We start from the raw sequence: 24,999 nt of genomic DNA on the forward strand, positions 1-24,999 counted from the left end.
ATCGACCTGGGCCGATTCATAGCCTCGCCGAGGCGCAGGCCAAGCGGGCCTCCGTAGCGTCCGGTCCAAGTCATCCGCGACGTGCGGATCGTCGGCGTCGCGCAACGGGGACGCCGGCACGTGCACCAGAGCAGAAGGAAACACAGACATGTTCGGAACGTATCTCCGGCGGGAACTCGTCGGTCGTCGGAAACAGACGATCATCATCGCCATCGGGATGGCGCTCGCCATCGCCCTCGTGATCATCGTCAACTCGGTCGCAGCCGGTGTGAAGACGGCGCAGGCGTCGGTGCTGGAATCCGTCTACGGGGTCGGAACGGACATCACCGTCAGTCAGGCCGCCGAGGCGCCGACGGAGGGCGGCGGCCCCGGCCAGAACTTCGACTTCGGCTCGGGCGACGGGTCGACGAGCGACGGCACGACGACCGTCAACCAGTCGCGACTCGAGGCGGCTCGAGGCACGTCGACCTTCGACGCGACGGCGCTCGGGACGATCACCGACGTCGCCAACGTCGAGGCCGCCGCAGCCACCCTGTCGCTCACGAACACGACCTTCACGGGCGAGCTGCCCGACTTCTCGCAGGCGCAGGGATCCGACGGGTCGGCAGGCGTGCCCGGCGGTGACGCGTCCGGTGCGACCCCGCCGCAGGGCGGTCCGGACGGCGCAGGCGGGAGTTCCTTCGGCGTCGACTCCTTCACGGTCCTCGGTCTCGACCCCTCGGGCGACGCCGTCGGTCCGCTCTCGGCCGTCACCCTCAGCGACGGTCGCTCGCTCGCAGTCGACGACACGGGCACGGACGTCGCCGTCCTCGACGCCTCCTACGCGACCGAGGCGGGGATCGCCACCGGCGACACGATCGACATCGCGGGCACCACGTTCAGCGTGGTCGGCACGGTGACCGCCTCCGGAGCCGACGCCACGACCGCCTCGAACGTCTACATCCCCCTCGACGTCGCGCAGACGCTCGCCGGACTCGACGGCCAGGTCAGCGACGTGTACGTGCAGGCCGCCTCGTCGACCGACATCACGCAGGTGCAGACGGACATCGAGGCGGCACTGCCCGACGCGACCGTGAGCACCCAGGAGGACCTCGCGTCCACCGTGTCCGGCTCGCTCGCCTCGGCGTCGACGCTCGTGTCCAACCTCGGCACCTGGCTGTCGCTCATCGTGCTCGCCGCCGCGTTCCTCATCGCGATCCTGTTCACGATCTCCGGCGTCACGCGCCGCACTCGCGAGTTCGGCACGCTCAAGGCGATCGGCTGGAGTGACCGGCGCATCGTCGGCCAGGTCGCCGGTGAGTCCGTCGTGCAGTCGCTCATCGGCGGCGCCGTCGGTGTCGCGGTCGGCCTCGTCGGCATCCTCGTCGTGAACCTCGTCGCTCCGACGCTCAGCGCGGCGGCGACGACCTCGGCCGGCGGCGGACTCGGCGGCCCCGGCGGTGCCGCGGGCATGCCGTCGGATGCGGCGGCGGGAGCGGCCGGTGGGTTCGGCGGTGCCCCGGGCGCTGCGGCCGCGACCACCACCGACATCGTCCTCCAGGCCCCCGTGACCGCGTGGATCATCGTCATCGCCGTCGGGATCGCCATCCTCGGCGGGCTGCTCGCGGGTGCCATCGGCGGGTGGCGCGCCTCACGGCTGCGTCCGGCCGAGGCGCTCCGCTCCGTCGCCTAGGCGACGCACCAGACGCCGCCGGGTGGTCGTCTCCCCCGCGACCACCCGGCGGTTTCACTTCTCACTCCGACCAGCAGAACGAAGGACCCCATGTACACGATCACCGGCCTCACCAAGCAGTACCGCCAGGCGAAGCGCTCCGTCACGGCGCTCGACGGCGTCGACCTCGACATCCCCGACGGACAGCTCGTCGCCATCCAAGGTCCGACCGGCGGCGGCAAGTCGACGCTCCTCCAGATGCTCGGCGCGCTGGACCGACCGACCGCCGGCAGCATCTCCCTCGCCGGTGACGACCTCTCGACGCTCAGCGAGACGAAGCTCGGCAGGATCCGCGCCACGGAGATCGGCTTCGTGTTCCAGGGGTTCAACCTCATCCCGACGCTGACGGCACAGGAGAACGTCGAGATGGCCCTGGTCCCGATCGGGACCCCTCGGGCCGAACGCGAGACCAGGGCTCGGGCGGCGCTCGCGTCCGTCGGACTCGCGGAGCGGGGTTCGCACCTCCCCGCCGAGTTGTCCGGCGGGCAGCAGCAGCGGGTGGCGATCGCCCGTGCGCTCGTCAAGGAGCCCGAGGTGCTGCTCGCCGACGAACCGACCGGCAACCTCGACGAGGAGACCCGCGACGAGATCATGGACCTCCTCGAGGGCCTGTGGCGCGACCGCGGGCTCACGGTCATCGTGGTGACGCACGACACCGCGGTCGCCAAGCGCGCCGAGCGTCGTCTCCACATCGCGAACGGGAAGCTCAAGGACGTCACGACTCGGCGCTGATCGGCCACTCGGCAGGCTCGGGGAGCGGCTCACATCCGCTCCCCGAGCCACCTATACCCTGTCGAAGGGCCACGGGAATACCCCGTCGTCGTGATTGGTTGACACTGATCAACTACTTCTCATATAGTTGACGCATATCAACTAGCTGACGTCATCACGATCGCGGAGCCCATGTCACACACCACCTCAACACCCGCCACGCCCGCTCGCGCGGACAACGGCATGACGCATCGCCAGGTGCTCGAGGCCCTCTCCGGCCTCCTCCTCGGCATGTTCGTGTCGATCCTCGCCGGAACCGTCGTCTCGACCTCCCTCCCCCGGATCATTTCCGACCTGAACGGCGACCAGACGGCGTTCACCTGGGTCGTCACGGCCACGTTGCTCGCCACCACCGTCTCGACGCCCATCTGGGGCAAGTTCGCCGACCTCTTCAACCGCAAGCTGCTCATCCAGCTGGCGCTCGGGATCTTCGTCCTCGGCTCGGCGCTCGCGGGCTTCTCCCAGGACACCGGCACGCTCATCGGCTTCCGCGTCCTACAGGGCCTCGGCGCCGGTGGTCTCACGGCACTCAGCCAGATCATCATGGCCGACATCATCAGCCCGCGTGAGCGTGGCCGGTACATGGGCCTCTTCGGTGCGGTCATGGCGGTCGGCACGGTCGGCGGCCCGCTCTTCGGCGGACTCCTCACCGACTCGCTCGGCTGGCGCTGGAACTTCTTCGTCGGCGTCCCCTTCGCGATCGCAGCGATCTTCCTCCTGCAGCGCACGCTCCACCTCCCGAAGCGGAACGTCGGCAAGGTCAAGATCGACTACTTGGGCGCAGCCCTGATCGCCGGCGGCGTCTCGCTGCTGCTCATCTGGGTCACCCTGGCCGGGACGCAGTTCGAGTGGGCGAGCTTCACGACGCTCGTCATGGTGGGCATCTCCGTCCTCCTGCTCGCCGCAGCGGTCATCGTCGAGATCAAGGTCGACGAGCCGATCATCCCGATGTCGCTGTTCAAGAACCGCACCTTCACCCTCGCGGTCGTCGCGAGCATCTCGGTGGGTGTGGCGATGTTCGGCACCTCGGTGTTCCTCAGCCAGTACATGCAGCTGGCGCGTGGAGCGACGCCGACCGAGTCGGGTCTACTGACGCTCCCGATGATCGGCGGCCTCCTGATCGCCTCCATCGTGGTCGGGCAGTTCATCTCCCGCTTCGGGCACTGGAAGCCGTACCTCATCGTGGGTTCGATCCTCCTCACCGTCGGCCTGTTCCTCATGAGCACGATCCACTACGACTCGAACTACCTGCTCGTCTCCGTGTACATGTTCATCCTCGGCGCCGGTGTCGGCATGGTCATGCAGAACCTCGTGCTCGTGGTCCAGAACGACGTCCTGCCGCAGCAGCTGGGCACGGCGAGCGCGGGTGTCGCGTTCTTCCGCAGCCTCGGCGGCACGATCGGCGTCTCGGTCATGGGCTCGGTGCTCGCGACGAAGGTCACCGACATGCTCTCCGACCGACAGGACGACCTGCAGGCGGCAATCGTCGCCCTCGGTGCTCCCGGCGCCAAGATCGCCGAGACGCTCTCGAGCGGCACGATCCCGAAGGTGAGCACGCTGCCCGAGTCGGTGCGGACCATCATCGAATCCGTCTACGGTGACGCGGTCGCCGACATCTTCCTCGTCGCCGCACCACTCGCGATCCTGACGATCATCGCCGTGATCTTCCTGCCGAACAAGAAGCTCGGTTCGAAGAACGCCGTGCAGCGCATGGCGGAGCAGGGCACCGGAGAGCCGGCCCTCGTCGGCGCGGCCACCGGTTCCGTCACGACGGCCACCGCGTCCACGTCGACCCAGTCGTTCGCGACCGGTGCGCTGGACGTGGCCGAGGCCATGATCGGTGGCGAGGCGGACACCCGACTCGAGCGAGGACGGGACGAGACCGCCGACGCCGACAGCGGCTCGGAGGCCGAGGCACACAGCCCCCGCCACGGCCGCTAGTCCGTACAATGCGAACGATGTCCATCGATCACGACGCCCAGGCCGGGCCGGCCGCTGCCGACGACGCAGCGGCCGGTACCGCGCACGACCTCGCGATCGGTGCCGTGGAGGAGCAGTTCGCGCTGCTCATCAACCGCATCCGCAACGGCATCCGCGACCGCGCCGAGCGGATCTCCCCCGGACTCCAGCCGGCCGGCTACAAGCTGCTCAGCATGGTCTCGCGCTCCGGAGCGATCCGCGCCGGTGCCCTGGCCGAGATGCTCGCGACGGACAAGAGCGCGGTGAGCCGCCTCATCCACCAGCTGGAGACGCTCGGCCTCGTGACGAGGACACCGGACCCCGAGGACGGCCGCGCGAGCCTCGTCGTCGCGACCGCCGAGGGCGAGCGCCGGATGGAGTCGACACGGGCCAACGACCAGGCGATGCTCTACCAGCAGCTCTCGTCCTGGGACGAGGCCGAGGTGCGAAGGCTCGCCGAACTCCTCGCGAAGCTCAACGGCGCCCTCTGAAGTCCCTTTCTCAGGAGTCCCCCGGAGCGCCGGGCTCACGAGCGAGTGACGCGCCGAGGAACTCCTGAGAACGGGTCAGCGCCAGCTGTGCTTCGGGTCGTACCCGAGGACCTCGCGCGCGTGGTCGATCGAGAGCAGCGTCCCGTTGCCGGCGATGTCGCCGTTGACGGGCACGTCCGGGAAGACCTCCGCGACGAGCTCGACGTTGTCGCGCGACATGACCGTGTCGGCCGCAGCGATGATGAACCGGTCGAACCCGGTGGCCTGGTGCTCGAGCGCGAGCCGCACGGCCTGCGCGCCGTCACGGCCGTCGATGTAGCCCCAGAGGTTCCACTTGCGGAGGGTGGCGTCGGCGTCGAACGACGGGAACGCCGCGTAGTCGGCCTCGTCCATCACGTTGGAGAAGCGGAGGGCGATGATCTTGAGCTCGGGGTGCCACCGCGTGAGTTCGATCGCCAGCTGTTCCTCGAGGTGCTTCGAGAGCGAGTACGTCGACTCGGGTCGGGCGGCGTAGGCCTCGTCGACGGGGATGTAGGGCGGCGGGGTGTCGAACGGCAGCCCGAGGACGGTCTCGCTCGACGCCGTGACGATGTTCGTGATGCCGGCCTTGATGGCGGCGTTGAACACGTTGTAGGTGCTGAGGATGTTGTTCTGAAAGGTCGCGGTGTTCGTCGAGAGCCCCGGCGCGGGGATGGCGCTCAGGTGGACGACCGCGTCGAACCCGTCGGGCGCCTGCTCGTCGACACCGGTGAGGGCGTCGAACACCTGGCCCGCGTCACGCAGGTCGACGCGGACGAAACCGTCACCGCGCTCTCCCGCCTGGTCGAGGTTGATCACCAGGTGACCGTGCTCCCGAAGATGGCCGACCACTGTTCGCCCGAGCTTGCCCGAGCCTCCCGTCACTGCGATTCTCATGACGCCCATCCTGGTCCATCAACCCGCGATCGCGTGGACGATTGACAACTCCCCCAGGATCGGGCGACCGAAGCGGAATGGTCGACCGCCGGGTCGCGTTGGACGAGACGTGAAGCTCACCCTGTACACCTCCGCGTTCTGCGCTCCCTGCATGCAGGCTCGCGCCGTCCTGGCCGAGGTCCCGGCGCTCGTGGCCGGTGCCGTCGTCGAGGAGCGCGACGTCGCCTTCCGTGCGGCGGAGGCGGAGGCCGACGGCATCCGCTCCACCCCCACGGTCATCATCACGGCCGACGACGGCACCGAGGTGTTCCGTGCGACCGGCGCGCCCACGCTCAACCAGGTGCTGGTGGCCGCGGCGAAGGGGCTGTAACCGGCGACCGCCCTTCGACAAGCTCAGGGACCGAAGAGGCAGCTCAGGGACCGGAGAAGCAGCTCAGGGACCGAAGAAGCAGTTCAGGGTCCGGGGCTACTGCGTGCTGAACGCCGCGTCGAAGGACTGCTCGGGCAGCTTCCAGAGCAGGTTCCGGATGTATCCGACGGCCTCCTCGGCTCCGTGCAGGCGGTCCATGCCGGCGTCCTCCCACTCGATCGAGATCGGCCCGGCGTAGCCGATGCTCGAGAGGGCACGGAAGGCGTCCTCCCACGGCACGTCGCCGTGACCGGTCGACACGAAGTCCCAGCCGCGTCGCGGGTCGCCCCAGGGCAGGTGCGAGCCGACGATGCCGGCGTGACCGGTGGCCGGCCGGATCCGGGTGTCCTTGCAGTCGACGTGGTAGATCCGGTTCGCGAACTCGACGATGAACCCGACCGGGTCGACACCCTGCCACATCATGTGCGACGGGTCCCAGTTGAAACCGAACGCCGGGCGGTGGTCGATCGCCTCGAGGGTCCGGACACTCGTCCAGTAGTCGTAGGCGATCTCGGACGGGTGCACCTCGTGTGCGAAGCGGACCCCTTCGGCGTCGAAGACGTCGAGGATCGGGTTCCAGCGGGTCGCGAAGTCCTCGTACCCGGCGTCGATGACGGAGGCCGGCACCGGCGGGAACATCGCGGAGTACTGCCAGATCTTCGACCCCGTGAAACCGACGACCGTGTCGACGCCGAGCTTGCGCGCGACCCGTGCGGACCGCTTCATGTCCTCGGCCGCCCGCTGGCGCACCCCCTCCGCGTCGCCGTCGCCCCAGGTGTAGTCGCGCACGATCGCCTGGTGGCGGAAGTCGATCGGGTCGTCGCACACGGCCTGGCCGGTGAGGTGGTTCGAGATCGCGAAGACCTCGAGGCCGTGCCGGTCGAGGATGTCGAGGCGGGACTGCAGGTAGGCGTCGTCCTCATCCGCGCGCTTCAGGTCGAGGTGGTCGCCCGAGGCCGCGATCTCGAGGCCGTCGTAGCCCCAGGAGGCGGCGAGGCGGGCGACCTCTTCGAAGGGGAGATCCGCCCACTGTCCGGTGAACAGGGTCACTGGGAGGCGGCTGGCGTACTGCTTGTCGGTGGTGTCGGTCATGCGGTGATCCTCTGCTCGTCGTCGGTGGAGGTGGCGATCGCTTCCCAGCGGCCGGTTTCGGCCGCGTCGAGGACGGCCTCGGTGATGCGCGCGGTGCGGAGTCCGTCGGCGAAGACGGGCAAGCCGTCCGGCGACTGCCCGGCCATCGCCGCGTAGCTGTCGGCCACGAACGCGTTGAAGGCGTCCTGGTAGCCCATCGGGTGCCCCGAGGGGACGATGGACAGGCGTGCGGCGTCCGGGTGCAGCTGGTCGGCGTCGCGCGGCAACACCTGCGTGCCCGACCGACGGCCGAGCCAGAGCGTCTCCGGCGCTTCCTGGTCGAAACCGATGCTGAGTTCGGTCCCGGCGATCTCGAGGTGCAGCCGGTTCTTCCGACCGGGCGCGACCTGCGAGACGAGCAGCGTGCCGATGGCGCCGCCCTCGAGCCGGATGACGACCGCGGCCGCGTCCTCGGTCGTGACCTCCGGGGTGTTCGCGCGTTCGGCGAAGAAGGTGCGGACCGTCGAACTCAGCTCGGTGATGCGCGCGCCCGTGATGAACTCGAGGAGGTCGACGAGGTGCGAACCGATGTCGGCGAAGGCGCGCGAACGGCCCCCGGCCGCCGAGTCGACCCGCCAGTTGTCGTCGGCTTGCGCGAGCAACCAGTCCTGGAGGTACGACCCGCTGATGGTGAGCAGGGTCCCGAGGTCACCGGCGGCGACGCGCGCCCTGGCTTCCCGGACGAGCGGGTGGAAGCGGTACACGAACGGCACCGTGCCGACGACACCGGCCTCGGCAGCGGCGGCGACGAGACGCTCGGCGGTCGCGCCGTCGGTCGCGAGGGGTTTCTCACAGACGACGTGCTTGCCGGCCGCGATGGCCGCGAGTGCCTGCTCGGCGTGGAGCGCGTTCGGTGTGCAGACGTGCACCACGTCGACCGCGGGGTCGGCCAGCAGCTCGTCGAGCGAGCCGTACCCGCGCTCGAACCCGAGGTTCGCGGCGACCTCCCGCGAGCGCTCGGGCGTCGAGGCGACGACACCGACCAGCCGGGCACCCGCAGCGCGGGCCGCCCGGCTGTGGACGGTGGCCATGAAGCCACCGCCCACCACCGCGATACCGGGACCGGCCACGGTCATGCTCCGAAGGTGCCGTCCGCCGGCGTCCACGACTCCGGCAGCGCGGGAGCGAGCTCCACGGTGCTGACGACGTCGACCGAGGTGCGGCTCAGGCCCGACTCGGCCGTCGAGACCATCACGTCGAGCACGTGGTAGGCGAGCTCACCGGAGGCGCGCTCGGGACGACCGGCGCGGATCGCCTGGGCGAGCTCGACCACCCCGGTTCCGCGACCCTGCGTCGGACCGGTCGACGGGATCGACTCGGGCTCCTCGCCACCGCCGTAGACGAGCAGGTCGCCCTCGAAGGTGTTCGGGTCGGGGACGACGAGCGTGCCGGTCGAGCCGGCGACCTCGAACTGCGTGCGGCCGAGCTTGGAGTCGAAGCTGAAGACGCTCTGCGCGAGCTGGCCGCTCTCGAACTCGAAGAGGGCGCTCACGTGCGTCGGCACCGTCACGTCGAACGACTGACCGGCGCGCGGGCCGGATCCGATCGTCCGCTGCGGGAAGGCCTGCGAAGCCAGCGCGGTGACGCGGGCGATCGGACCGAACAGCTGCACGAGCGCCGTGATGTAGTACGGGCCGATGTCGAAGAGCGGACCGGCGCCGTCCTGGAACAGGAAGTCGGGGTTCGGGTGCCACGACTCCGGGCCGGGACTCTGCATGAGGGTCAGCGCGGTGAGGGGCTGGCCGATGCCACCGGCCTCGACGAGTCGGCGAGCGGATTGGATACCGGCGCCGAGGAAGGTGTCCGGAGCCGTGGCGACGCGGAGCCCCTTCTCCTTCGCGGCGGCCAGCAGGGCCTGCCCGCTCTCACGGTCGAGCGCGAAGGGCTTCTCGCTCCACACGTGCTTACCGGCGCCGAGGATCTGCATGGCGACCTCGACGTGGACCTTCGGGATGGTCAGGTTGACGACGATCTCGATCTCGGGGTCGGCCAGGAGTTCGGCGACCGAGCCGTGGCCGGGCACCCCGTACTTCTCGGCCTGCGTCTTCGCCCGCTCGAGGTCGAGGTCCGCGACGAACCGGACGTCGAGGTCGGGGAAGGTGACCATATTGCTGAGGTACTGGTCGCTGATGACGCCGGCGCCGATGAGGCCGACACCGACCGTTCCGGTGCTGTTGCTCATGCCTGGACTCCGTTCGTGGTGAGGTACGTGAAGCTCTGCTCGAGCCCCTGGAAGATGTCGCCGTCGAACGCGTCGAACTCGACGACGCGGAGGGCCTGCGGTGCCGCGGCGAGGATGTCGAGCACCGGGACGACCCCGGCGCCCGCGGGCAGCTGCTTCAGCGTGTCGCGTGAGGCGTCGCCGTCCTTGACGTGGATGAAGCGCACACGATCGCCGATCGCACCGAGGACGTCGACCGCGCGGCGTCCGCCGACCTCGACCCAGTAGGTGTCGACCTCGAACACGACGGCCGGGTCGGTGAGCGCGGCGAGGTGCTCGAGCGGGCTGGCGCCCGCGACGTCGCCCTCGAGCTCCCACCAGTGGTTGTGGTAGCCCACCTGGACCCCGTGACCGGCGGCGACCGCCGCCGCGGCGTTCAGCTCGTCGGCGATCGAAGCGACCGTCTCCGCCGTGGCGAAGCGCTCTTCGGCGATGGCTGGGTCGATGAGGACCTGCACGCCCTGCTCCGCCGCCGCGCCGAAGGCCGCCGACAGGTCGATGTCGTCGGCGATGACCTTGCCGTGCGCGCTCGGGGTGGCGAGGCCGGCATCGTGGATGTCCTGCAGGCTGACGCCGGGACCGAAGCCGAACGGCTCAGCCTGGCGGAAACCGATCTCGGTCAGGCGCTGCAGCGCTGCGGCACGATCCGCGGTGAGCGGCTCCCGTACCGAGTAGAGCTGGACAGAGAGTTGGGAAGTCGACACGATGCTCCTCAATGATGATGGTGTCAGGCAGCCGCTGCTGCGAGATCCAGGCTAACCACACTTCTGTCGGTGGTCAAACAAAAGTCTCCCACCGGTCGCCGCTCCCCCGGCGACGAATACCGCAGGAGTCGGAAGCGTGGGGGACAATGGAGAGGTGAACTCAGCTCTGCTCTCCCGGATCGTCGCTGACTCCAGCGACCGCATCTCGTGGTTGCGGGCTCGTTCGCGCGGGATCACCGCGACCGACGTCGCCACCCTCTCGACCCCGGCCTCGATCCAGCGGGCGGCCGACGCGAAGCTCGGCGGGACGGGCTTCTCCGGCAACGCCTTCACCGACCACGGTCGCGCCCGCGAGCCGGAGATCGCCCGGTGGGTCGCCGCGACGCACGGGATCAACCCCTCGTCGGCGCTCTTCCGGGCCGAGGTCGAACACCGTCACCTCGCCACCCCCGACGGCATCGCCGTGACCGAGCGCGGGGCCGTCGTGCTCGCGGAGATCAAGACCACGACGAAGTCCTGGCGCTCGATCCCCCGCAACTACCTGCGTCAGGTGTGGTGGCAGCAGTACGTGATCGGCGCGGAGCGGACGCTCGTCGTCTGGGAGGAGCATAAGGACTTCGTCCCCATCGACGACGAACCGCTCTGTCGATGGGTCGAGCGGGATGACGTCGAGATCGCGAAGCTTGTGGGCCTTGCGAACGCACTCATCGACGAGCTGTACCACCGCACCAATCCAGCCGCCCGGCGCCCGGTCCTCCCGGAGCCTGCGCCCGTCACTCGGCAGCTCCGGGAACCACTGCTGAGCGCCGACTTCTGACGACAAGTCGACAGAAGTCGGCCGAGGTGGTTGACTGTCGCCATGACCGAGCCGCTACGCCCCTCCCCCGGAGCACCGGGCGCCGGCGACCTCTTCCAACTCTTCCGCGGCGGTGAGGCACGCACGAAGTCGGAGTTGTGCGCCCTGACCGGCCTGGCCCGCTCCACCGTCTCCCTCCGGATCGACGCCCTCGTGGCCGCAGACCTGCTCCGTCCCGCTGGAGAGGCAGCCTCCTCGGGTGGTCGCCCGCCCGCACGGATCGCATTCAACCCGCTCGCGCGCGTCGTCGTCGCCGTCGACCTGGGGGCGACGCACGGGACGGTGGCCGTCACCGACCTGGCCGGCGCGATCCTCGCGACGAGCCGCGCGGAGCTGCAGATCGCCGCAGGACCCGAGCCCGTCCTCGACTGGGTGGTCGAAGCGGCGTCGGCCCTGCTGGCCGCTCCGCAGACCTGGGCCACACCCCAGCCGGTCGCGCCCCCGGTCATCGGGATCGGGATCGGGCTTCCGGGGCCGGTCGAGCACTCGACCGGACGGCCGACGAACCCGCCGATCATGCCGGGCTGGGACCGTTTCGACGTCCCCGCCTACATCCGTCGGACCATCGACGTCCCGGTCCTCGTCGACAACGACGTCAACGTCCTCGCGCTCGGCGAGCACGCGATCTCCTGGCCGGACACCGACGACCTCGTCTACGTGAAGGTGTCCACGGGTATCGGTGCCGGCATCATCGCGGGTGGCGAGCTGCAGCGCGGGGCACTCGGTGCGGCCGGCGACATCGGGCACGTCCAGGTCCCCGTCGGCCGAGACTCCCCGCGCGCTGCGGACGACGAGCGCGACCTCGAGGCCATCGCGAGCGGGCCTGCGATCGCGACCGAGCTCCGCGCCCGCGGGATCGACGCCGTCAGCAGTCGCGACGTCGCAGCACTCATCCGCGCGGGCGACCGTATGGCCATCGAGACCACGCGGCAGGCCGGCCGGGAGATCGGTGAGGTGCTCAGTGTCGTGGTGAACCTCCTGAACCCCTCGGTGATCGTGCTCGGCGGGACGATGACCCGGGCGGGTGAACATCTCCTCACCGGTGTCCGCGAGGTGGTCTACCGCCGGTCGATGCCGCTCGCCACCGGACACCTCGGCATCGTCACCTCGACGGCCGGCGAGGAGGCCGGGGTGTTGGGAGCGGCGATCATGGTGCTGCGCGACGCCCTGTCCGCACCGGCGATCGACGCGATGACTCAGCCCCGGGCGCTCGAGGCCGCGTCGACCTGACGCGCGTCCTCCAGTGCGGAACCAGGGCGTCCGACGTCGTCCGCCTTCCCGACGGCGAGGACTTCCGCCAGGCCGTACCCGACGAGCCAGAACAGGGCGATGGTCATCGCCGCGAACTCCAGCCAACTGCCGACCTGCTGCCCGACCTCCGCGAGTGAGAGCAGGCCACCGAGCCCCGCGACCACCGCGACGGCGGATCCGGCGAACCAGGACAGCCGCCGGACGGCGCGCAGCCGCGACCCGAGGGCCGACCCGATCATCGCCAGGCAGGCGAGGGCGAAGCCCATCACGGCGAAGGAGATGTGCACCGCGTCCTGGAGCGTGAACAGCGGATTCGACGGGATCGGGCACTCGTAGGTGCAGGTCACCCGGGACGCCACGAAGAAGCACAGGCTCGACAGTCCGACGAGCAGCCAGGGGATGAGCAGCAGTCCAACCCTCGTGCGGCGCTGACCGGGCTCGCGGGACGGGACGGCTCGCTGCAGCGCCACAGCGATGCTGAGACCACCGACCGCGACCATGAGCAGTGCGGCGTTGAAGACCGGAGCCGTCACCTCGCCGGTGGCACCGAGGCCGCTCACGTAGCTGTTCTTGCCGAGGCTGAGTCGTGCGGCCCAGATCATGATCGTGGCGACCACGAGGAGCACGCCACCGATGATCGCGAACCCGAGGGCGACGGATCGGCGCCGACGGACGGCCGACGGGCGAGAGACCCGCTGGTCTGATGTGGCCCCCGTCATCCGCGGATGAGCCTCGTCCGGCTCAACGCGATGACGGCGCAGCCCATCAGGCCGATGAACCCGGCGATGGCGATCATGTAGACGACGACGGCTCCCCACCCGCCGGGCTGAGCCGGGTTGAGGAACGGGTACGGGTACCAGCCGACGATCGATCCGCGGATCATCGTGTAGACGGTCCAGACGAGCGGGAACGCGATGATCGCCCACACCTGACGCCATTCCAGGCGGGACTTGCCGGGCGTCACGATCCAGACGAGCACCAGATAGATCGGTGCGATGAGGTGCAGCACCTCGTTCGACCAACCGAGGGTGTGCCCCTGGTCGAGGGCGATGCCGCGGAGCAGCAGGTTGTAGACGACGCCCGTGGTCGCCATGTAGGTCACGACGCAGCCGAGGACCAGGTTGTACCAGGCCGGATCGCGTCGCAGGCGGAAGCAGAACCCGGCGCCGACCAACAGGACGATCGCACTCAGCGCGTTCGACAGGATCGTGAAGTAGCTGAAGAAGTTGACGAAGAAGTCGTCGGGCGCATCACCGAAGGACAGGGTGTAGACGAACTGGCCGACGATGGCGGCGATGATCACCCCACCCGCGATGATCCTGATGACTCCGAACAGTGCGCGCATTGCGCCACTGTATCGGAAGCACGCGCCCGAGGATCGGGCGACAGTCGGGCCGTCGTGTCCCCCGAAGAGAGGGAATCGTTTCCAGCCAATTGACACCCCCGTAACAGCGCCGACTCATTCGACGGCTTTGATGAGAACAGAGCCGGACCACGCACCGGAGCGAGACTCGTCGCCGAGCCGACCTCCGCCGGGTGGAGCTTTCGGGGGATGAACGACGAAGGAGTACTCGATGCGTCAAGGAGTCGGACACTCCTGGTCTCTGGCGACAACCGCGGACGCGGTGAAGCCGGCACCGGAGACCATGCGAGCCGCGGTGATCGACGCCGTCGGCAGCCCAGAGGTCCTCCGGATGGAGACCGTACCGACACCGCGTCCGGTCATGGCGGAGTTCCTCGTGAAGGTCGTCGCGGCCGGCGTGAACCCGGTCGACGCCAAGACCCGCGCGGGCCGGGGCGTCTCCTCTGCCATCACGGCGATGCCGGCCGTCCTCGGGTACGACTTCAGCGGCATCGTGGTCGAGTCGCCCTTCGCTGCCGCCGGCCTCCTGCCCGGTGACGAGGTCTACGGCATGACGAGCTTCCCGCGGACGGGCGGCAGCTACGCCGAGTACGTCGCGGTGTCCTCCCTGAGCCTGACGCGGAAGCCGACGACACTGTCGCACGTCGAGGCCGCCGGGGTCCCTCTCGCCGCGCTCACCGCGTGGGGCATGGTCGTCGACGTCGCGAAGGCGCACGAGGGGCAGCGCATCCTCATCCACGCCGGGAGCGGCGGTGTCGGGCACTTCGCCGTGCAGTTCGCCACCTATTTCGGCGCGCGGGTGATCGCCACCGGCTCCGGTCGCAACGTCGGTTGGCTGCGCGAACTCGGCGCCCATCAGGCGGTCGACCACGAGTTGCACCGGTTCGAGGACGTCGTCGACCAGGTCGACGTCGTGATCGACCTCGTGGGCAACACCGTGGACGACACGGGGTCGCGTTCCCTGCGGGTCCTCCGCCCTGGCGGGCTCATCATCAACGCGCCGACCGGTTCCTGGCCGACACTCGAGGAGGAGGCCCGGGCCGCGGGCGTCCGCGCGACGCGGTTCACCGTGGCCCCCGACGGCGCCACACTCGACACCATCAGCAGGCTGCTGGAGTCCGGGGACGTCCGGGTGTTCGTCGACCAGGTGTTCGACCTCGACGCCGTCCGGCAGGCCCACGTGCTTCTCGAGGGCGGTCACTCACGCGGCAAGATCGTCCTCAAGGTCGCCGACGGCTGACGACCGAGGCCGTCGGGTGACGACGCCGCTACGGCGCCGCCACCCGACGCTCAGCGGACGAGGATGAAGTCGTAGGGCAGTGTCCTGACCACCGTGCCACCCACGGCTTCCGTCACCGTGCCACCCGAGTACCGAGCAGGCAGGTAGTCCGACGGCCAGGTGATGCTCCAGTCGCCCTGCGGTCCGGCCGTGATGCTCCCGAGGTCCGTGCCCCAGGCCCCGCGGATCTTGATCAGGGCGCCGGGGTTCGCGTGGCCTGAGAACACCGGCCGGGTTCCAGCGATGGTGCCGCCGAGTGCGGGCGACACCACCTCGAGGCGTGGGACGACGACGGTGAAGTCGTAGACGACCGAGTGGGTCTGCTCGCCGTCCACGAACTGCCGGACGGTGCCGCCGACGTACCGTGCGGGCAGCAGGGTCTTGTTCCAGGTGATGGTCCATCGGCCGTCGTCGGCGACGCGGTCGACGGCGCCCAGGAGGTCTCCCGATGCACCGCGGATCTCGATCGCCGCACCCGGCTGCGCGGTGCCCGTGAACACGGGGTTGGTCTCCAAGACGATCGCCCCGACCGACGGGGAGGTCACGACGAGGGGCGCCACCCGCCAGTCGACTCGGAAGTCGTAAGGGACGCTCGTGAACGGCTTGCCGTCGAGGTACTGCCGGACCGAACCGCCCGAGTAGGTCCCGGGGGTCAGCGCCTTGTTCCAGGTGAGTGTCCAGGTGGCGTCCGTTTCCACGCGGGTCTCACCCAGGAGCGAACCCCACGCTCCGTAGACCTGGATCAGTGCACCGGGCTGACCGGTCCCGGAGAACACCGGGGCGCCGGGCTCGAGGACCCCACCGATCGCCGGTGAGAGCAGGACGACCGGGGCGTCGGGAACCGGCGCACCGGCCTCGACCGTCGCGGTCCACACCTGGTCGATCCCTGTGGCGCGCACGGCGCCGTCGAACACGCCGACGGCGGCATCGGCGTTCGCGGTCAGCGCCAGGGTGAACGATCGGTTCGCGGCCGTGATCGTGCCCCGGTAGCTGTTGCTCGCGGGGTACCAGCTGAATCCGGCCGGCGCATCGCCGGTGGGCCTGAGCCCGGCCGGGACGACGATCTCCGCGGATCCGGACACCGATTCGGTGAAGGCGACGGGGACCTCGACGGCGTCCCCCTGTCGTACGGTGACGTTCGGGATGGCGACACCAGGCGCGATGGGTGCCGCGAGGACGTTCGCCGTGAAGTCCGCGAGCTTCACCCGGTTCGTGGACCAGCTGACGCTCCCGCCGGTGGCCAGGCCGAGCCGCGCGTCGGCGTCGGCAGTGAGGGTGAAGGTGACGGCGGTGGTGCCGATCGGCAGGGTGCCCCCGGCACCGGTGCCGTCGAGCGCGAATGCCGGGTTCGCCACGGCGGTGATCCTGGTACCGAGCGGCGGCACGATGTCGATCCGTTGACCACCCGCGTCGGTGTTGAAGGTCGCCCGGACCTGGACCGATTCGCCCTGCCGGAGCGACGGGGTCGGCACGGAGGCCGACGGCGACAGGTCCGGCACCAGCTGGCTCATCACCAGCTTGCTGACGTCTGCGTCGTTGTTCGGCCCGAATCCGAGTTGCATGTCCTTCGTGCCGACCCCGAGGACGTTCAGGCGCCGCCCGGACGGATCGGTGAGGAACCCGTCGGCGGCCAGCGTGAACTGCGTGCTCGCCGAGGAGCAGCTCGCCACGCGCACGAGATCGGTCCTCGTGCCGCCCCGGTCCGTGGTGAGGCACTGGCCGTTGATCTCGATCCGACCGCTGGTGCCGACGGCAGGGAAGGTCGCGGTGGCGGCGGCCGCCAGCGCTGCCTCGTACGACAACCCGTAGGGCCCGCCGGTGCCGATCGACTGCGGGTGGGTGAGCCACTGCGAGGACCCCCGCGGCGCCCATCCGTGGAATCCGGTGGACCACGCCGGATCGGTCACGAACTTGCCGCGCAACCGCGGCTGCGTGGCGGTCACCGACGTCTCCGCGTCTGATCCGGCCTGACCGACGGGCGCGGCCGATGCCGGACCGGACGCCAGTGCTGTGGCGGCGACGGCCGTCAGGACGACCATCGAGAGGGTTGTGTGGGGCTTCATGGAGGGGCGTCCTTTCGTGATCGGGCCTGTCGGCCCGCGCCGCCTCGGCCTCCACCAGGAGGGAGACGTGCTTGGGAGGATCGAGGGCGCAGCTCACCGAGCGCCGCTCATTTCTTCCACAAACATATCAGTCGAACAGCTTGCTCGTCCGCACGCTTACCGAGGCCTGCCAGGGCTAGCCGATCAGGCCCCGTTCCGACATCCGCTCCATCACGAAGTCGTCGTGCCGCTCGGGCCCGACCAGGAACGTCTTCGTCCCCACCACCTCGAAGCCGCTCTTGCCGTAGAACCGGATCGCCCTGGCGTTCTGCTGGTTCACCCCGAGCCACACCGATCGCGCCCCGCGCGACCGGGCGTCTTCGAGCGTCGCCTCCATGAGCATGCGCGCTCCGCCGGCACCGTGGCTCGCGGGGAGCACGTACAGCTTGCTGAGTTCCGCTGTCGGGCGGTGCGTGACTGCGGCGAGCACGTCGGGGTCGATCGGATCACTGAAGACGAGCATCGTGTAGCCGATGGCCGTGCCGTCATCGTCGTCGACGAGGAGCCGGAGCGCGCGTCCGGGATCTGCCAGGTAGCCGGTGAACCGGTCGAGGGTGAAGTGCTCGGCGATGAACGCGTCGATGTGCTCCTGCGCGGTGCCGGGTGGGCAGGCGAGGGCGAAGGTCGCTGCGGCGAGCGTGGCGAGGGTGGCGGCGTCGTCGGCCTGAGCAGTGCGGGTGGAGACCATCCCTGCATCGTACGACGCCACCCCGGAGAACGACGAAGGCCCGGTCGCGTGACGCGACCGGACCTTCGTACTGGTGAGACTAGATGGAGTTGACGTCCAGCGGGATGCCGGGGCCGAACGTGGTCGACACGGCGCCCTTCTGGATGTAACGGCCCTTCGAGGAGGACGGCTTGAGGCGGAGGATCTCCTCGAGCGCGGTGTTGATGTTCTCCTCGAGCTGCGATGCGTCGAACGAGGCCTTGCCGACGACGAAGTGCACGTTGGAGTGCTTGTCGACGCGGAACTCGATCTTGCCGCCCTTGATGTCGGACACGGCCTTGGCCACGTCCGGCGTCACGGTGCCGGTCTTGGGGTTCGGCATGAGGCCACGGGGACCGAGGACCTTACCGAGACGACCGACCTTACCCATGAGCTCCGGGGTGGAGACCGCGGAGTCGAACGAGGTGTAGCCCTCGGCGACCTTCGCGATGAGCTCGTCGCCGCCGACCTCGTCAGCACCGGCCGCGATCGCGGCCTCTGCTGCCGGGCCCGTCGCGAAGACGATGACGCGGGCGGTCTTGCCCGTGCCGTGCGGGAGGATGACCGTGCCGCGGACCATCTGGTCCGCCTTGCGCGGGTCGACACCGAGCTTGAGGGCGACCTCGACGGTGCTGTTGAACTTGGCGGAACCGGTCTCCTTGGCGAGGGCGACGGCCTCGTTCGGGGTGTAGAACTTGTCAGCCTCGATCTTCTCGGCTGCGGCCCGGTAGGCCTTCGACTTCTGTGCCATGTGTGTTCTCCTATGAGAAATGTGGTCATCTGCGCCTGGCCGGCGCTGCCACGAGTGAAAAAGAAAGGTGCGAGGGTGTGGCCTGGACGGCTCACCCCGTGCGGTTCGGAAGGACTAGCCCTCGACCGTGATGCCCATGGAGCGGGCGGTGCCGGCGATGATCTTCGCGGCTGCGTCGATGTCGTTCGAGTTCAGGTCAGGAGCCTTCTGCTCGGCGATCTGACGGACCTGCTCCTTGGTGAGCTTCGCGACCTTGACGGTGTGCGGGGTACCGGAGCCCTTGGCGACGCCGGCGGCCTTCTTGATGAGCTCCGCTGCGGGCGGGGTCTTCAGGATGAAGGTGAACGAACGGTCCTCGTAGACGGTGATCTCGACGGGGATGACGTTGCCGCGCTGCGACTCGGTGGCCGCGTTGTACGCCTTGCAGAATTCCATGATGTTGACGCCGTGCTGACCAAGGGCGGGGCCGATGGGGGGAGCGGGGTTTGCGGCGCCGGCCTGGATCTGCAGCTTGATGAGACCCGTGACCTTCTTCTTCGGTGCCATGTTTCTTCCTTCTTCTGGGGTTCGAACGCCATCGGATGATGTGCGCTCTCCCGCGCGCCCGTCGGGCGGCGGTGGACTGTGGAGCCGTGTGGCTTAGAGCTTGGTGACCTGGTCGAAGCTGAGCTCGACCGGCGTCTCGCGCTCGAAGAGGGAGACGAGCACCGTGAGCTTGCCGCTCTCGGGCTTGATCTCGCTGATGGAGCCGGGGAGGCCCGCGAACGAGCCTTCCTTGATCGTGATGGTCTCGCCGATCTCGAAGTCGACCTCGGCGGGGATGACACGCTGCTGCGTGGCGCTGCCCTTGGTGCCGGAGCCCTTGACGGGCGCGGTCTCCTTGACCTCGACGAGCGACTTCAACATGTTGAAGGACTCTTCGAAGCGGAGCGGCGTGGGGTTGTGCGCGTTGCCGACGAAGCCGGTGACGCCAGGCGTGTGGCGGACGACCGACCAGCTGTCCTCGTTGAGGTCCATGCGGACGAGCACGTAGCCGGGGATGCGGACGCGGGTGACCATCTTGCGCTGGCCGTTCTTGATCTCGACCACGTCTTCCATGGGGACCTCGACCTGGTAGATGTAGTCCGCGACCTCGAGCGTCGACTTGCGCTGCTCGATGTTGGCCTTCACCTTGCGCTCGAAACCGGCGTAGGAGTGGATGACGTACCACTTGCCGGGCAGGAAGCGGAGTTCCTTGCGGAACGCGTCGTAAGGGTCTTCCTCGGACTCCTCGGCGGGCTCGGCGTCGGCGTCGGTGGGGTCTGCCTCTTCTTCGGCGATGGCCTCTGCTGCGGCTTCGACCTCGGCTGCCTCGTCGAGTTCGAGGGCGTCGTCGACGACGGCGTCGGCCTCGGGGTCGACGGCCTCGGCCATCGCGTCGAGCACGGCGTCGAGGTCGACCTCGGTGTCGCCGGTCTCCTCGACGTGGACGGCGTTGTGCTCAGCGGGGTCGACGGAGTGCTCGTCGGCCGAGAGCACGTTGCCCTCCTGGGCCTCGTCGTCCTCCGAGGACTGCTCGGCAGCGGTTGCCCAGTCGACGTCGTTCGAGTTTCGCTCAGACACTGATTTCCATTCCGTTTCTGTTGTGCGGATCGTGGGTGATCCCCGACCGCGGCGCCAGATCCTGGCGCGTGACGACTGCGTCGCCGTCTGTGATTGTGGAACCCGGGTGCCGGACCGGAGCACCGGAACCTGAGCGGAACTAGCTCGCGGTACCGAACACCAGCGTGACGACCCAGGCGAAGACGAAGTCGATGCCGTAGACGAGCGCCATCATGATGCAGACGAAGACGAGCACCACGGCCGTGTAGCTGAGGAGTTCCTTCCGCGTCGGCGTGACGACCTTCTTGAGTTCCGCGAAGACCTGCTTCAGGAACAGGACGATGCCCGAGAAGAAGCCGCGCCGTTCGGCACGGTCCGCCTTCGCCTTGACGACGACGTCCTCGCCGGGCGTGTCGGTACTCTTCGGGGCCACTCGTTACACCTTTCGTGTGCCGGTGCATACGCACCGACTCGCAGGGCGGACAGGACTTGAACCTGCAACCTGCGGTTTTGGAGACCGCTGCTCTACCAATTGAGCCACCGCCCTTCAGTGCTGACGCACCGGAGGGGTCGAAGCTACCCTGAACTCCTGAGCGTTGCCTCACCACACGGGTGAAAACAGGCGCAGAAAATCATGGCAGATTTCAACTACCTCCATCCAGTGTACGGCACGGTCGCCCGGCTGTAAAACCGGCGGGACCCTGCAGCCGACCACGGTCGGTCACGGGCGCCCGGCTGCCGCGTGATCGGCGACTTCCTCGACCGACAGCGCGCGCAGATGAACGCCGACGGCGTCGAGGTCGCCCCCGAACCAGGGCGACGTGGGGGCGTTCGGCCAGCCAGCCGTCACGTTGTCGAAACCGATACGCCAGTAGCCGCGGTAGTTCGTGGAACCGGTGCTCGGGTTCGACGCGACCAACTCGCCGTCGAGGTACAGCTCCATTCCTGACGACTCGGACATGACGGCGACCACGTGATGCCACTCGCCGTCCACCACCGGTTCAGGCGACATGACGACCTCAGGCGAACCGGACTGCACGCCGAACACCAGTCGTCCGTCAGGGCCGATGTACAGGTGCCGATCGGCCTTCCAGGACCCGACCGTCTGTGCCACGCCGAAGCCGATCAGCTTGCCCTGCGGGCGCGTGGTGCGGAACCAGGTCTCGAGCGAGAAGGTCCGCGGCGAAGAGACCTGAGGCATCGTCGTGACCTGGGTCCCGACTCCGTCCAGTCGGGCGAAGGGACCGTCGCCACAGACACCGTCGACGCGCACGGCCTCGTTGCTGATGAAGGCGAACCCGGGGCCGGACCCGGCGTTGACGAGCGCCGTACCGCTCGGCTCGTTGAAGTCGAACCACATCTCCGGAGCACCGAGCGGCTGGCCGAGGCAGGAGAACACCTCGGTTCCGAGGTGGTTGCCCGAGGAGTCCGCGGCGCTCGTCCAGGACGCACCGGCGGTCGGCAAGACTGCCGCGATCGCCAGGACACCGGCCAGAGCGACGCCGCCCACCGGGGCCATGGCCTGCAACCGCCCACGCGAGGTCGTGCGGCCACGCTCGTCGACGAGGAACCGCCGCGTCCACACGATGGCGCAGCCGGTCGCCGCCGCCGAAGGGGCGAGCAGGGCCAGCTCCGCCCACCGACCCTCGTGCGCCCAGACGACGGGGAGACCGATGTACGGGACTCGGAGGACGCCGACGCCACGAACGGCGTCGTCTTGGACGAGCTGTCGATCCGGTTGCCGGTTCGCGTCACCCTTCAGGCGGAGTCCCTCCGCCTCCCGCTCGACGACGCGGTGCAGGAGCAGCGCGTCGTCCTCGCCCGGTCCGTCGACGAGGACCACCTGCCCTGCCGCGGCGTCGGCGCCGTCGATCGGCATCGAGACGACGACGTCGCCGGTCCTGATGCGCGGCTCCATGGAACCTGACGCCACGGTGGTCGGAACCCACCCGACGAGCTTCGGCACAGCGGCCCATGCCAGGAGGCACAGCGCGAGCAACGCGAGGACGCGCGCACCGAGGGCGACGACCACGATGACGGACGACACGATGCGCCGGCGGGCGGATGACGGTTCCATGAGAGCTCCCGGAGGGACGAGGTGGACGGGGACAGGCGGGCCGCGGCGCTCCCGTCAGCGGGACGAGAGCACCGGAATCGCCTAGGAGGTGCGACCCTCCCAGACGAGGTCGACCGCCGCCGTGCCGCCCTGGACGGTGTTCGGCGCATCCGGGGACAGCGTGTACGTGACCTTGAAGACGCGCTCCTCGCCGCCGCCGACGGAGGCCCACGAGCCGAGTCCGGACGCGTGGTCGACCGCAGTGTTCGCGAGGCCGGCGAGGGTGCCGCTGTAGACGGACGCGCCCGAGGTCGCGGGGACGAAGTCCTCGCAGGACCCGTAGCCGCCGCCGGCGCCCTGGACGATGTCGAGCTGCAGGTGCTGGTCGAGGTCCTGCGTCTGCGCCGCGTTGTCCGCATAGAGACGGATGTCGGACGACAGCGAGCCGTCCGAGGTGACGGCGATACAGTTCACGCCGGTCGAGCCGGGCTGCAGGTCGTCCGCGGCGAACATGGCGGCGCCGGAGTCGTCATCGCTCAGCGCGATCGCTCCGGCGCTCCAGGCGTTGCCGGCGTTGTCGGTCGACGAGGTGAAGGCGGCGTAGGAGGCGGTCGAGACGATGACGCCGCTCGCCACGACGGCGACGGGCAGCGCGGCCCAGCGGACGAGGCGGCGGGATCGAGGGGACAGTGCGGTGGTCATGGTGATTCTCCAGGGTCGGGGCCGAAATCGGCACGTGTTGTACAACTAATATTCCATATGTTGCTCTGAAATACAACATGTGATGGCGATGTCGGTAGGGTGGACGCACGAATGCACGACGATTCGACCCAGGGGGACCGATGAGCAGCGCAGACGAACACGCAGTGACCGCGAACGCGGCGGAGACGGACCGCAAGGACGATCGCCGGATCCCGGCCCGGTTCGCGGATGACAGCCCGCTCCCGGGCGCCGGCCCGATCCAGGCGTTCCTCCGCTTCTGGAAGCGGTATCCGATCTTCACCGGGCGGGCCAGCCGGAGCGAGTTCTGGTGGTGGGTGGTCGTCCACGCGGTCATCGTCACCGCGCTCCTGGTGATCGGACGCGGTGTCGACGTCGCGACCGGGGTGACGGCCGGTTTCTGGGAGGGTCAGGTCACCGAAGGACCCGCATGGGGTGTCCAGAGCGTCCTGTCCGGGATCTGGGGCCTCGCGACGATCATCCCGGGGCTGTCACTGAACGCCCGTCGCATGCACGACACGGACCACAGCGGCTGGTGGCAGCTCATCAACCTGGTCCCGATCTTCGGCTGGTTCTTCTTCATCTGGCTCGCGGCGCAGCCGAGCGACCGGGGCGGTGCCCGCTACGACACGGGGCCGCACCGCGAGGGCGCCCAGATCAAGCCTGGTGACGCTCCGCAGTGACCCGCCGGTCCGGGAGGACCGTGTCGGCGATCGCGGCGAGGACGAGCACCAGCGTGCAGAGACACCCGAGGACGAGTTCCCCGAGCTGCGGCACGAGGAACGCGGCGACCGCGCAGCCAGCGAGCATCGCTAGGCCGATGACCGGCGCGAGTGGAACGGCACGGTCGACGACGAACCGGAACAGCGACAGCCCGAGGAGGTAGAGGACCGGGCCGCCGAGGATCACGACGCCCCCGGCGAGTTCGACGGCGTCGGCCGGTCGGTCGAGGATCTCCTTGTCCCCCACCGAGACGAGCACGATCCCGGCGACGATCACGACGTGGGCGTAGCTGTATCCGTCGCGCGCGATGCGTCCGAGACGTCCCGGTCCCCGTCGACCGGGACGACCCTCGTCACCGTCGGCGCGGTCGGCCTCCTCCTCGGCGGCCTCGACCGCTCGGCGTCCCGCCGCCTCCGTGCGGTGGAAGTACAACCACCACAGCGCGACCGCGGAGACGAAGGCACTCAGCATCCCGACGACGGCGGCGACCGACGTCTCGAGCTCGACGAACGCGAACCCGGTGACGAGCAGCGACTCGCCGATCGCGATGATGATGAAGAGCGACGCCCGCTCCGAGAGGTGCGCACCGGAGAGCTCCCAGCTCTCGACCTCCGAGGTCCGCACACCCGGCAACCGGAATCCGAGGGCCCCGCCGCCGTACTCGATGGCGACGGCGCAGATCCAGAACGCCAGTTGCCAGTCGGTCGGCACCAGCGCGCCGGCGATCCAGAAGACCGCGGCGAACGCGGTCCAGACGAGGACGCGTGCGAAGCTCAGGGCCACGTCGCGGTCGTGCCGCCAGGTCGCCACGACCATGAACAGCGTCCGGATGAGCTGGAGCACGACGTAGGCGACGGCGAACGCCAGCGCGCGGTCGGTGAACGACGCCGACACCGACACCGCCGCGACGAACGCCAACAGGCCGAAGCCGATGAGCGCGAGTCGCACCGCGAGCCGTTCCGGGTCGAGCCAGTTCGTCACCCAGCTCGTGGACACCCAGGACCACCAGAGCGCCAGGATGAGGACGATCGACTCGAGCGCGGCGGTGACGCTCTGGTCGTCGGCGATGAGCTTGCTCAGCTGGGTGAGCGCGAAGACGAAGACGAGGTCGAAGAACAACTCGACGAAGGTGACGCGCTCGGCGCGTTCACCGGACTCCGGGCGACGGAGGTCGGAGACGAGGCCGAATCTGGGGGCGGGCATCTTCGTATCCTGGCAGGGTTCCCGGTGCCGACGCCTCCCCCTCGGATTCGTCGACACCGGGTCGTGCTCGTCGCGAGCTGCGGGGACAGAGCCCGA

25 protein-coding genes and 1 tRNA gene are annotated in these 24,999 nt (G+C 69.2%); 9 read left to right on the plus strand and 17 right to left on the minus strand.

Translation table 11 applies throughout. The annotated features are described in order from the left end of the window. The first annotated feature begins 148 nt into the window (after positions 1–148). The 4 genes from IFU30_RS15235 to IFU30_RS15250 all read left to right on the plus strand — a co-directional run bounded on the left by IFU30_RS15235 (position 149) and on the right by IFU30_RS15250 (position 4,932). Positions 149–1,672 (plus strand): ABC transporter permease, encoded by a 1,524-nt coding sequence (locus tag IFU30_RS15235; RefSeq protein ID WP_192005849.1) that lies wholly within the window; start codon positions 149–151, stop codon positions 1,670–1,672. 90 nt (positions 1,673–1,762) lie between these two features. Beyond that, positions 1,763–2,443, plus strand: coding sequence for an ABC transporter ATP-binding protein (locus IFU30_RS15240; protein ID WP_192005851.1), 681 nt, complete (start codon positions 1,763–1,765; stop codon positions 2,441–2,443). A gap of 222 nt (positions 2,444–2,665) precedes the next feature. Beyond that, entirely contained in the window at positions 2,666–4,423 is a 1,758-nt protein-coding gene (locus IFU30_RS15245) for an MDR family MFS transporter (RefSeq protein ID WP_192006451.1), read from the plus strand. Between the two features lie 17 nt (positions 4,424–4,440). Continuing rightward, the gene (locus IFU30_RS15250; RefSeq protein WP_192005853.1) at positions 4,441–4,932 is read left to right on the plus strand and encodes a MarR family winged helix-turn-helix transcriptional regulator; all 492 of its coding nucleotides are present in this window, start codon (positions 4,441–4,443) and stop codon (positions 4,930–4,932) included. A 75-nt stretch (positions 4,933–5,007) separates the two neighbouring features. On the opposite strand, the gene IFU30_RS15255 is transcribed toward IFU30_RS15250, so the two are convergent. Continuing rightward, complete coding sequence (locus IFU30_RS15255) at positions 5,008–5,847, minus strand: NAD-dependent epimerase/dehydratase family protein (RefSeq protein ID WP_192005855.1); 840 nt, start codon at positions 5,845–5,847, stop codon at positions 5,008–5,010. A gap of 109 nt (positions 5,848–5,956) precedes the next feature. Between IFU30_RS15255 and IFU30_RS15260 the strand changes: the two genes are divergently transcribed. Next, positions 5,957–6,217, plus strand: a complete 261-nt coding sequence (locus tag IFU30_RS15260; RefSeq protein ID WP_192005857.1) for a thioredoxin — start codon at positions 5,957–5,959, stop codon at positions 6,215–6,217. A 96-nt stretch (positions 6,218–6,313) separates the two neighbouring features. On the opposite strand, the gene IFU30_RS15265 is transcribed toward IFU30_RS15260, so the two are convergent. From IFU30_RS15265 to IFU30_RS15280, 4 genes are read right to left on the minus strand one after another with little or no spacing between them, the layout of a single operon-like run. Continuing rightward, the gene (locus IFU30_RS15265) at positions 6,314–7,348 is read right to left on the minus strand and encodes a sugar phosphate isomerase/epimerase family protein (RefSeq protein ID WP_064294543.1); all 1,035 of its coding nucleotides are present in this window, start codon (positions 7,346–7,348) and stop codon (positions 6,314–6,316) included. Further along, on the minus strand, positions 7,345–8,463 hold the full coding sequence (locus IFU30_RS15270; protein ID WP_192005859.1) for a Gfo/Idh/MocA family protein: 1,119 nt from the start codon (positions 8,461–8,463) through the stop codon (positions 7,345–7,347). The genes IFU30_RS15265 and IFU30_RS15270 overlap by 4 nt, the downstream gene beginning before the upstream one ends. Next, entirely contained in the window at positions 8,460–9,569 is a 1,110-nt protein-coding gene (locus tag IFU30_RS15275) for a Gfo/Idh/MocA family protein (RefSeq protein WP_192005861.1), read from the minus strand. Before IFU30_RS15275 ends, IFU30_RS15270 begins: the two co-directional genes overlap by 4 nt. Beyond that, entirely contained in the window at positions 9,566–10,312 is a 747-nt protein-coding gene (locus IFU30_RS15280) for a TIM barrel protein (protein ID WP_192005863.1), read from the minus strand. The genes IFU30_RS15275 and IFU30_RS15280 overlap by 4 nt, the downstream gene beginning before the upstream one ends. A gap of 154 nt (positions 10,313–10,466) precedes the next feature. Between IFU30_RS15280 and IFU30_RS15285 the strand changes: the two genes are divergently transcribed. Both IFU30_RS15285 and IFU30_RS15290 read left to right on the plus strand, forming a co-directional pair. Continuing rightward, positions 10,467–11,129 (plus strand): YqaJ viral recombinase family protein, encoded by a 663-nt coding sequence (locus IFU30_RS15285; protein ID WP_124767348.1) that lies wholly within the window; start codon positions 10,467–10,469, stop codon positions 11,127–11,129. Between the two features lie 42 nt (positions 11,130–11,171). Continuing rightward, on the plus strand, positions 11,172–12,398 hold the full coding sequence (locus IFU30_RS15290) for an ROK family transcriptional regulator (protein WP_192005865.1): 1,227 nt from the start codon (positions 11,172–11,174) through the stop codon (positions 12,396–12,398). Here the strand turns inward: IFU30_RS15290 and IFU30_RS15295 are convergent. Both IFU30_RS15295 and IFU30_RS15300 read right to left on the minus strand, forming a co-directional pair. Further along, positions 12,365–13,138 carry a DUF998 domain-containing protein gene (locus tag IFU30_RS15295; protein WP_192005867.1) on the minus strand — a complete coding sequence of 258 codons (774 nt, stop codon included), beginning with the start codon at positions 13,136–13,138 and terminating at the stop codon, positions 12,365–12,367. The genes IFU30_RS15290 and IFU30_RS15295 overlap by 34 nt on opposite strands. Beyond that, a complete protein-coding gene (locus IFU30_RS15300; RefSeq protein WP_159879921.1) occupies positions 13,135–13,764 on the minus strand; it encodes a Pr6Pr family membrane protein in 630 nt (209 codons plus the stop codon). Before IFU30_RS15300 ends, IFU30_RS15295 begins: the two co-directional genes overlap by 4 nt. A gap of 301 nt (positions 13,765–14,065) precedes the next feature. Between IFU30_RS15300 and IFU30_RS15305 the strand changes: the two genes are divergently transcribed. Continuing rightward, positions 14,066–15,022, plus strand: coding sequence for an NADP-dependent oxidoreductase (locus IFU30_RS15305; RefSeq protein WP_124770005.1), 957 nt, complete (start codon positions 14,066–14,068; stop codon positions 15,020–15,022). Positions 15,023–15,072: 50 nt separating this feature from the next. Here the strand turns inward: IFU30_RS15305 and IFU30_RS15310 are convergent, their stop codons facing one another. The 9 genes from IFU30_RS15310 to IFU30_RS15350 form a co-directional block, all read right to left on the minus strand. Further along, positions 15,073–17,124 carry a hypothetical protein gene (locus IFU30_RS15310; RefSeq protein WP_192005869.1) on the minus strand — a complete coding sequence of 684 codons (2,052 nt, stop codon included), beginning with the start codon at positions 17,122–17,124 and terminating at the stop codon, positions 15,073–15,075. 175 nt (positions 17,125–17,299) lie between these two features. Then, complete coding sequence (locus tag IFU30_RS15315; protein ID WP_192005870.1) at positions 17,300–17,851, minus strand: GNAT family N-acetyltransferase; 552 nt, start codon at positions 17,849–17,851, stop codon at positions 17,300–17,302. 79 nt (positions 17,852–17,930) lie between these two features. Further along, positions 17,931–18,620: a 50S ribosomal protein L1 gene (rplA, locus tag IFU30_RS15320; protein ID WP_079706704.1), complete on the minus strand. Its 690-nt coding sequence runs from the start codon at positions 18,618–18,620 to the stop codon at positions 17,931–17,933. 114 nt (positions 18,621–18,734) lie between these two features. Next, entirely contained in the window at positions 18,735–19,166 is a 432-nt protein-coding gene (gene rplK, locus IFU30_RS15325; RefSeq protein ID WP_056014074.1) for a 50S ribosomal protein L11, read from the minus strand. A 93-nt stretch (positions 19,167–19,259) separates the two neighbouring features. Further along, on the minus strand, positions 19,260–20,222 hold the full coding sequence (gene nusG / locus IFU30_RS15330) for a transcription termination/antitermination protein NusG (protein ID WP_079706703.1): 963 nt from the start codon (positions 20,220–20,222) through the stop codon (positions 19,260–19,262). A gap of 139 nt (positions 20,223–20,361) precedes the next feature. After that, the gene (secE, locus tag IFU30_RS15335; protein ID WP_079706702.1) at positions 20,362–20,634 is read right to left on the minus strand and encodes a preprotein translocase subunit SecE; all 273 of its coding nucleotides are present in this window, start codon (positions 20,632–20,634) and stop codon (positions 20,362–20,364) included. Positions 20,635–20,675: 41 nt separating this feature from the next. Further along, positions 20,676–20,748, minus strand: a tRNA-Trp gene (locus IFU30_RS15340). 174 nt (positions 20,749–20,922) lie between these two features. Next, the gene (locus tag IFU30_RS15345; RefSeq protein WP_192005872.1) at positions 20,923–22,278 is read right to left on the minus strand and encodes a signal peptidase I; all 1,356 of its coding nucleotides are present in this window, start codon (positions 22,276–22,278) and stop codon (positions 20,923–20,925) included. Between the two features lie 81 nt (positions 22,279–22,359). Further along, positions 22,360–22,959 (minus strand): hypothetical protein, encoded by a 600-nt coding sequence (locus tag IFU30_RS15350; RefSeq protein ID WP_192005874.1) that lies wholly within the window; start codon positions 22,957–22,959, stop codon positions 22,360–22,362. A gap of 140 nt (positions 22,960–23,099) precedes the next feature. Here IFU30_RS15350 and IFU30_RS15355 point away from each other — a divergent pair, with 140 nt between their 5' ends. Further along, entirely contained in the window at positions 23,100–23,660 is a 561-nt protein-coding gene (locus tag IFU30_RS15355; protein ID WP_137243902.1) for a DUF805 domain-containing protein, read from the plus strand. On the opposite strand, the gene IFU30_RS15360 is transcribed toward IFU30_RS15355, so the two are convergent. Continuing rightward, positions 23,635–24,903 carry a low temperature requirement protein A gene (locus tag IFU30_RS15360; RefSeq protein ID WP_164486849.1) on the minus strand — a complete coding sequence of 423 codons (1,269 nt, stop codon included), beginning with the start codon at positions 24,901–24,903 and terminating at the stop codon, positions 23,635–23,637. The genes IFU30_RS15355 and IFU30_RS15360 overlap by 26 nt on opposite strands. Positions 24,904–24,999 lie beyond the last annotated feature (96 nt).

The organism is Plantibacter sp. CFBP 8798, from assembly GCF_014841195.1.
GTDB lineage: Bacteria > Actinomycetota > Actinomycetes > Actinomycetales > Microbacteriaceae > Plantibacter > Plantibacter auratus.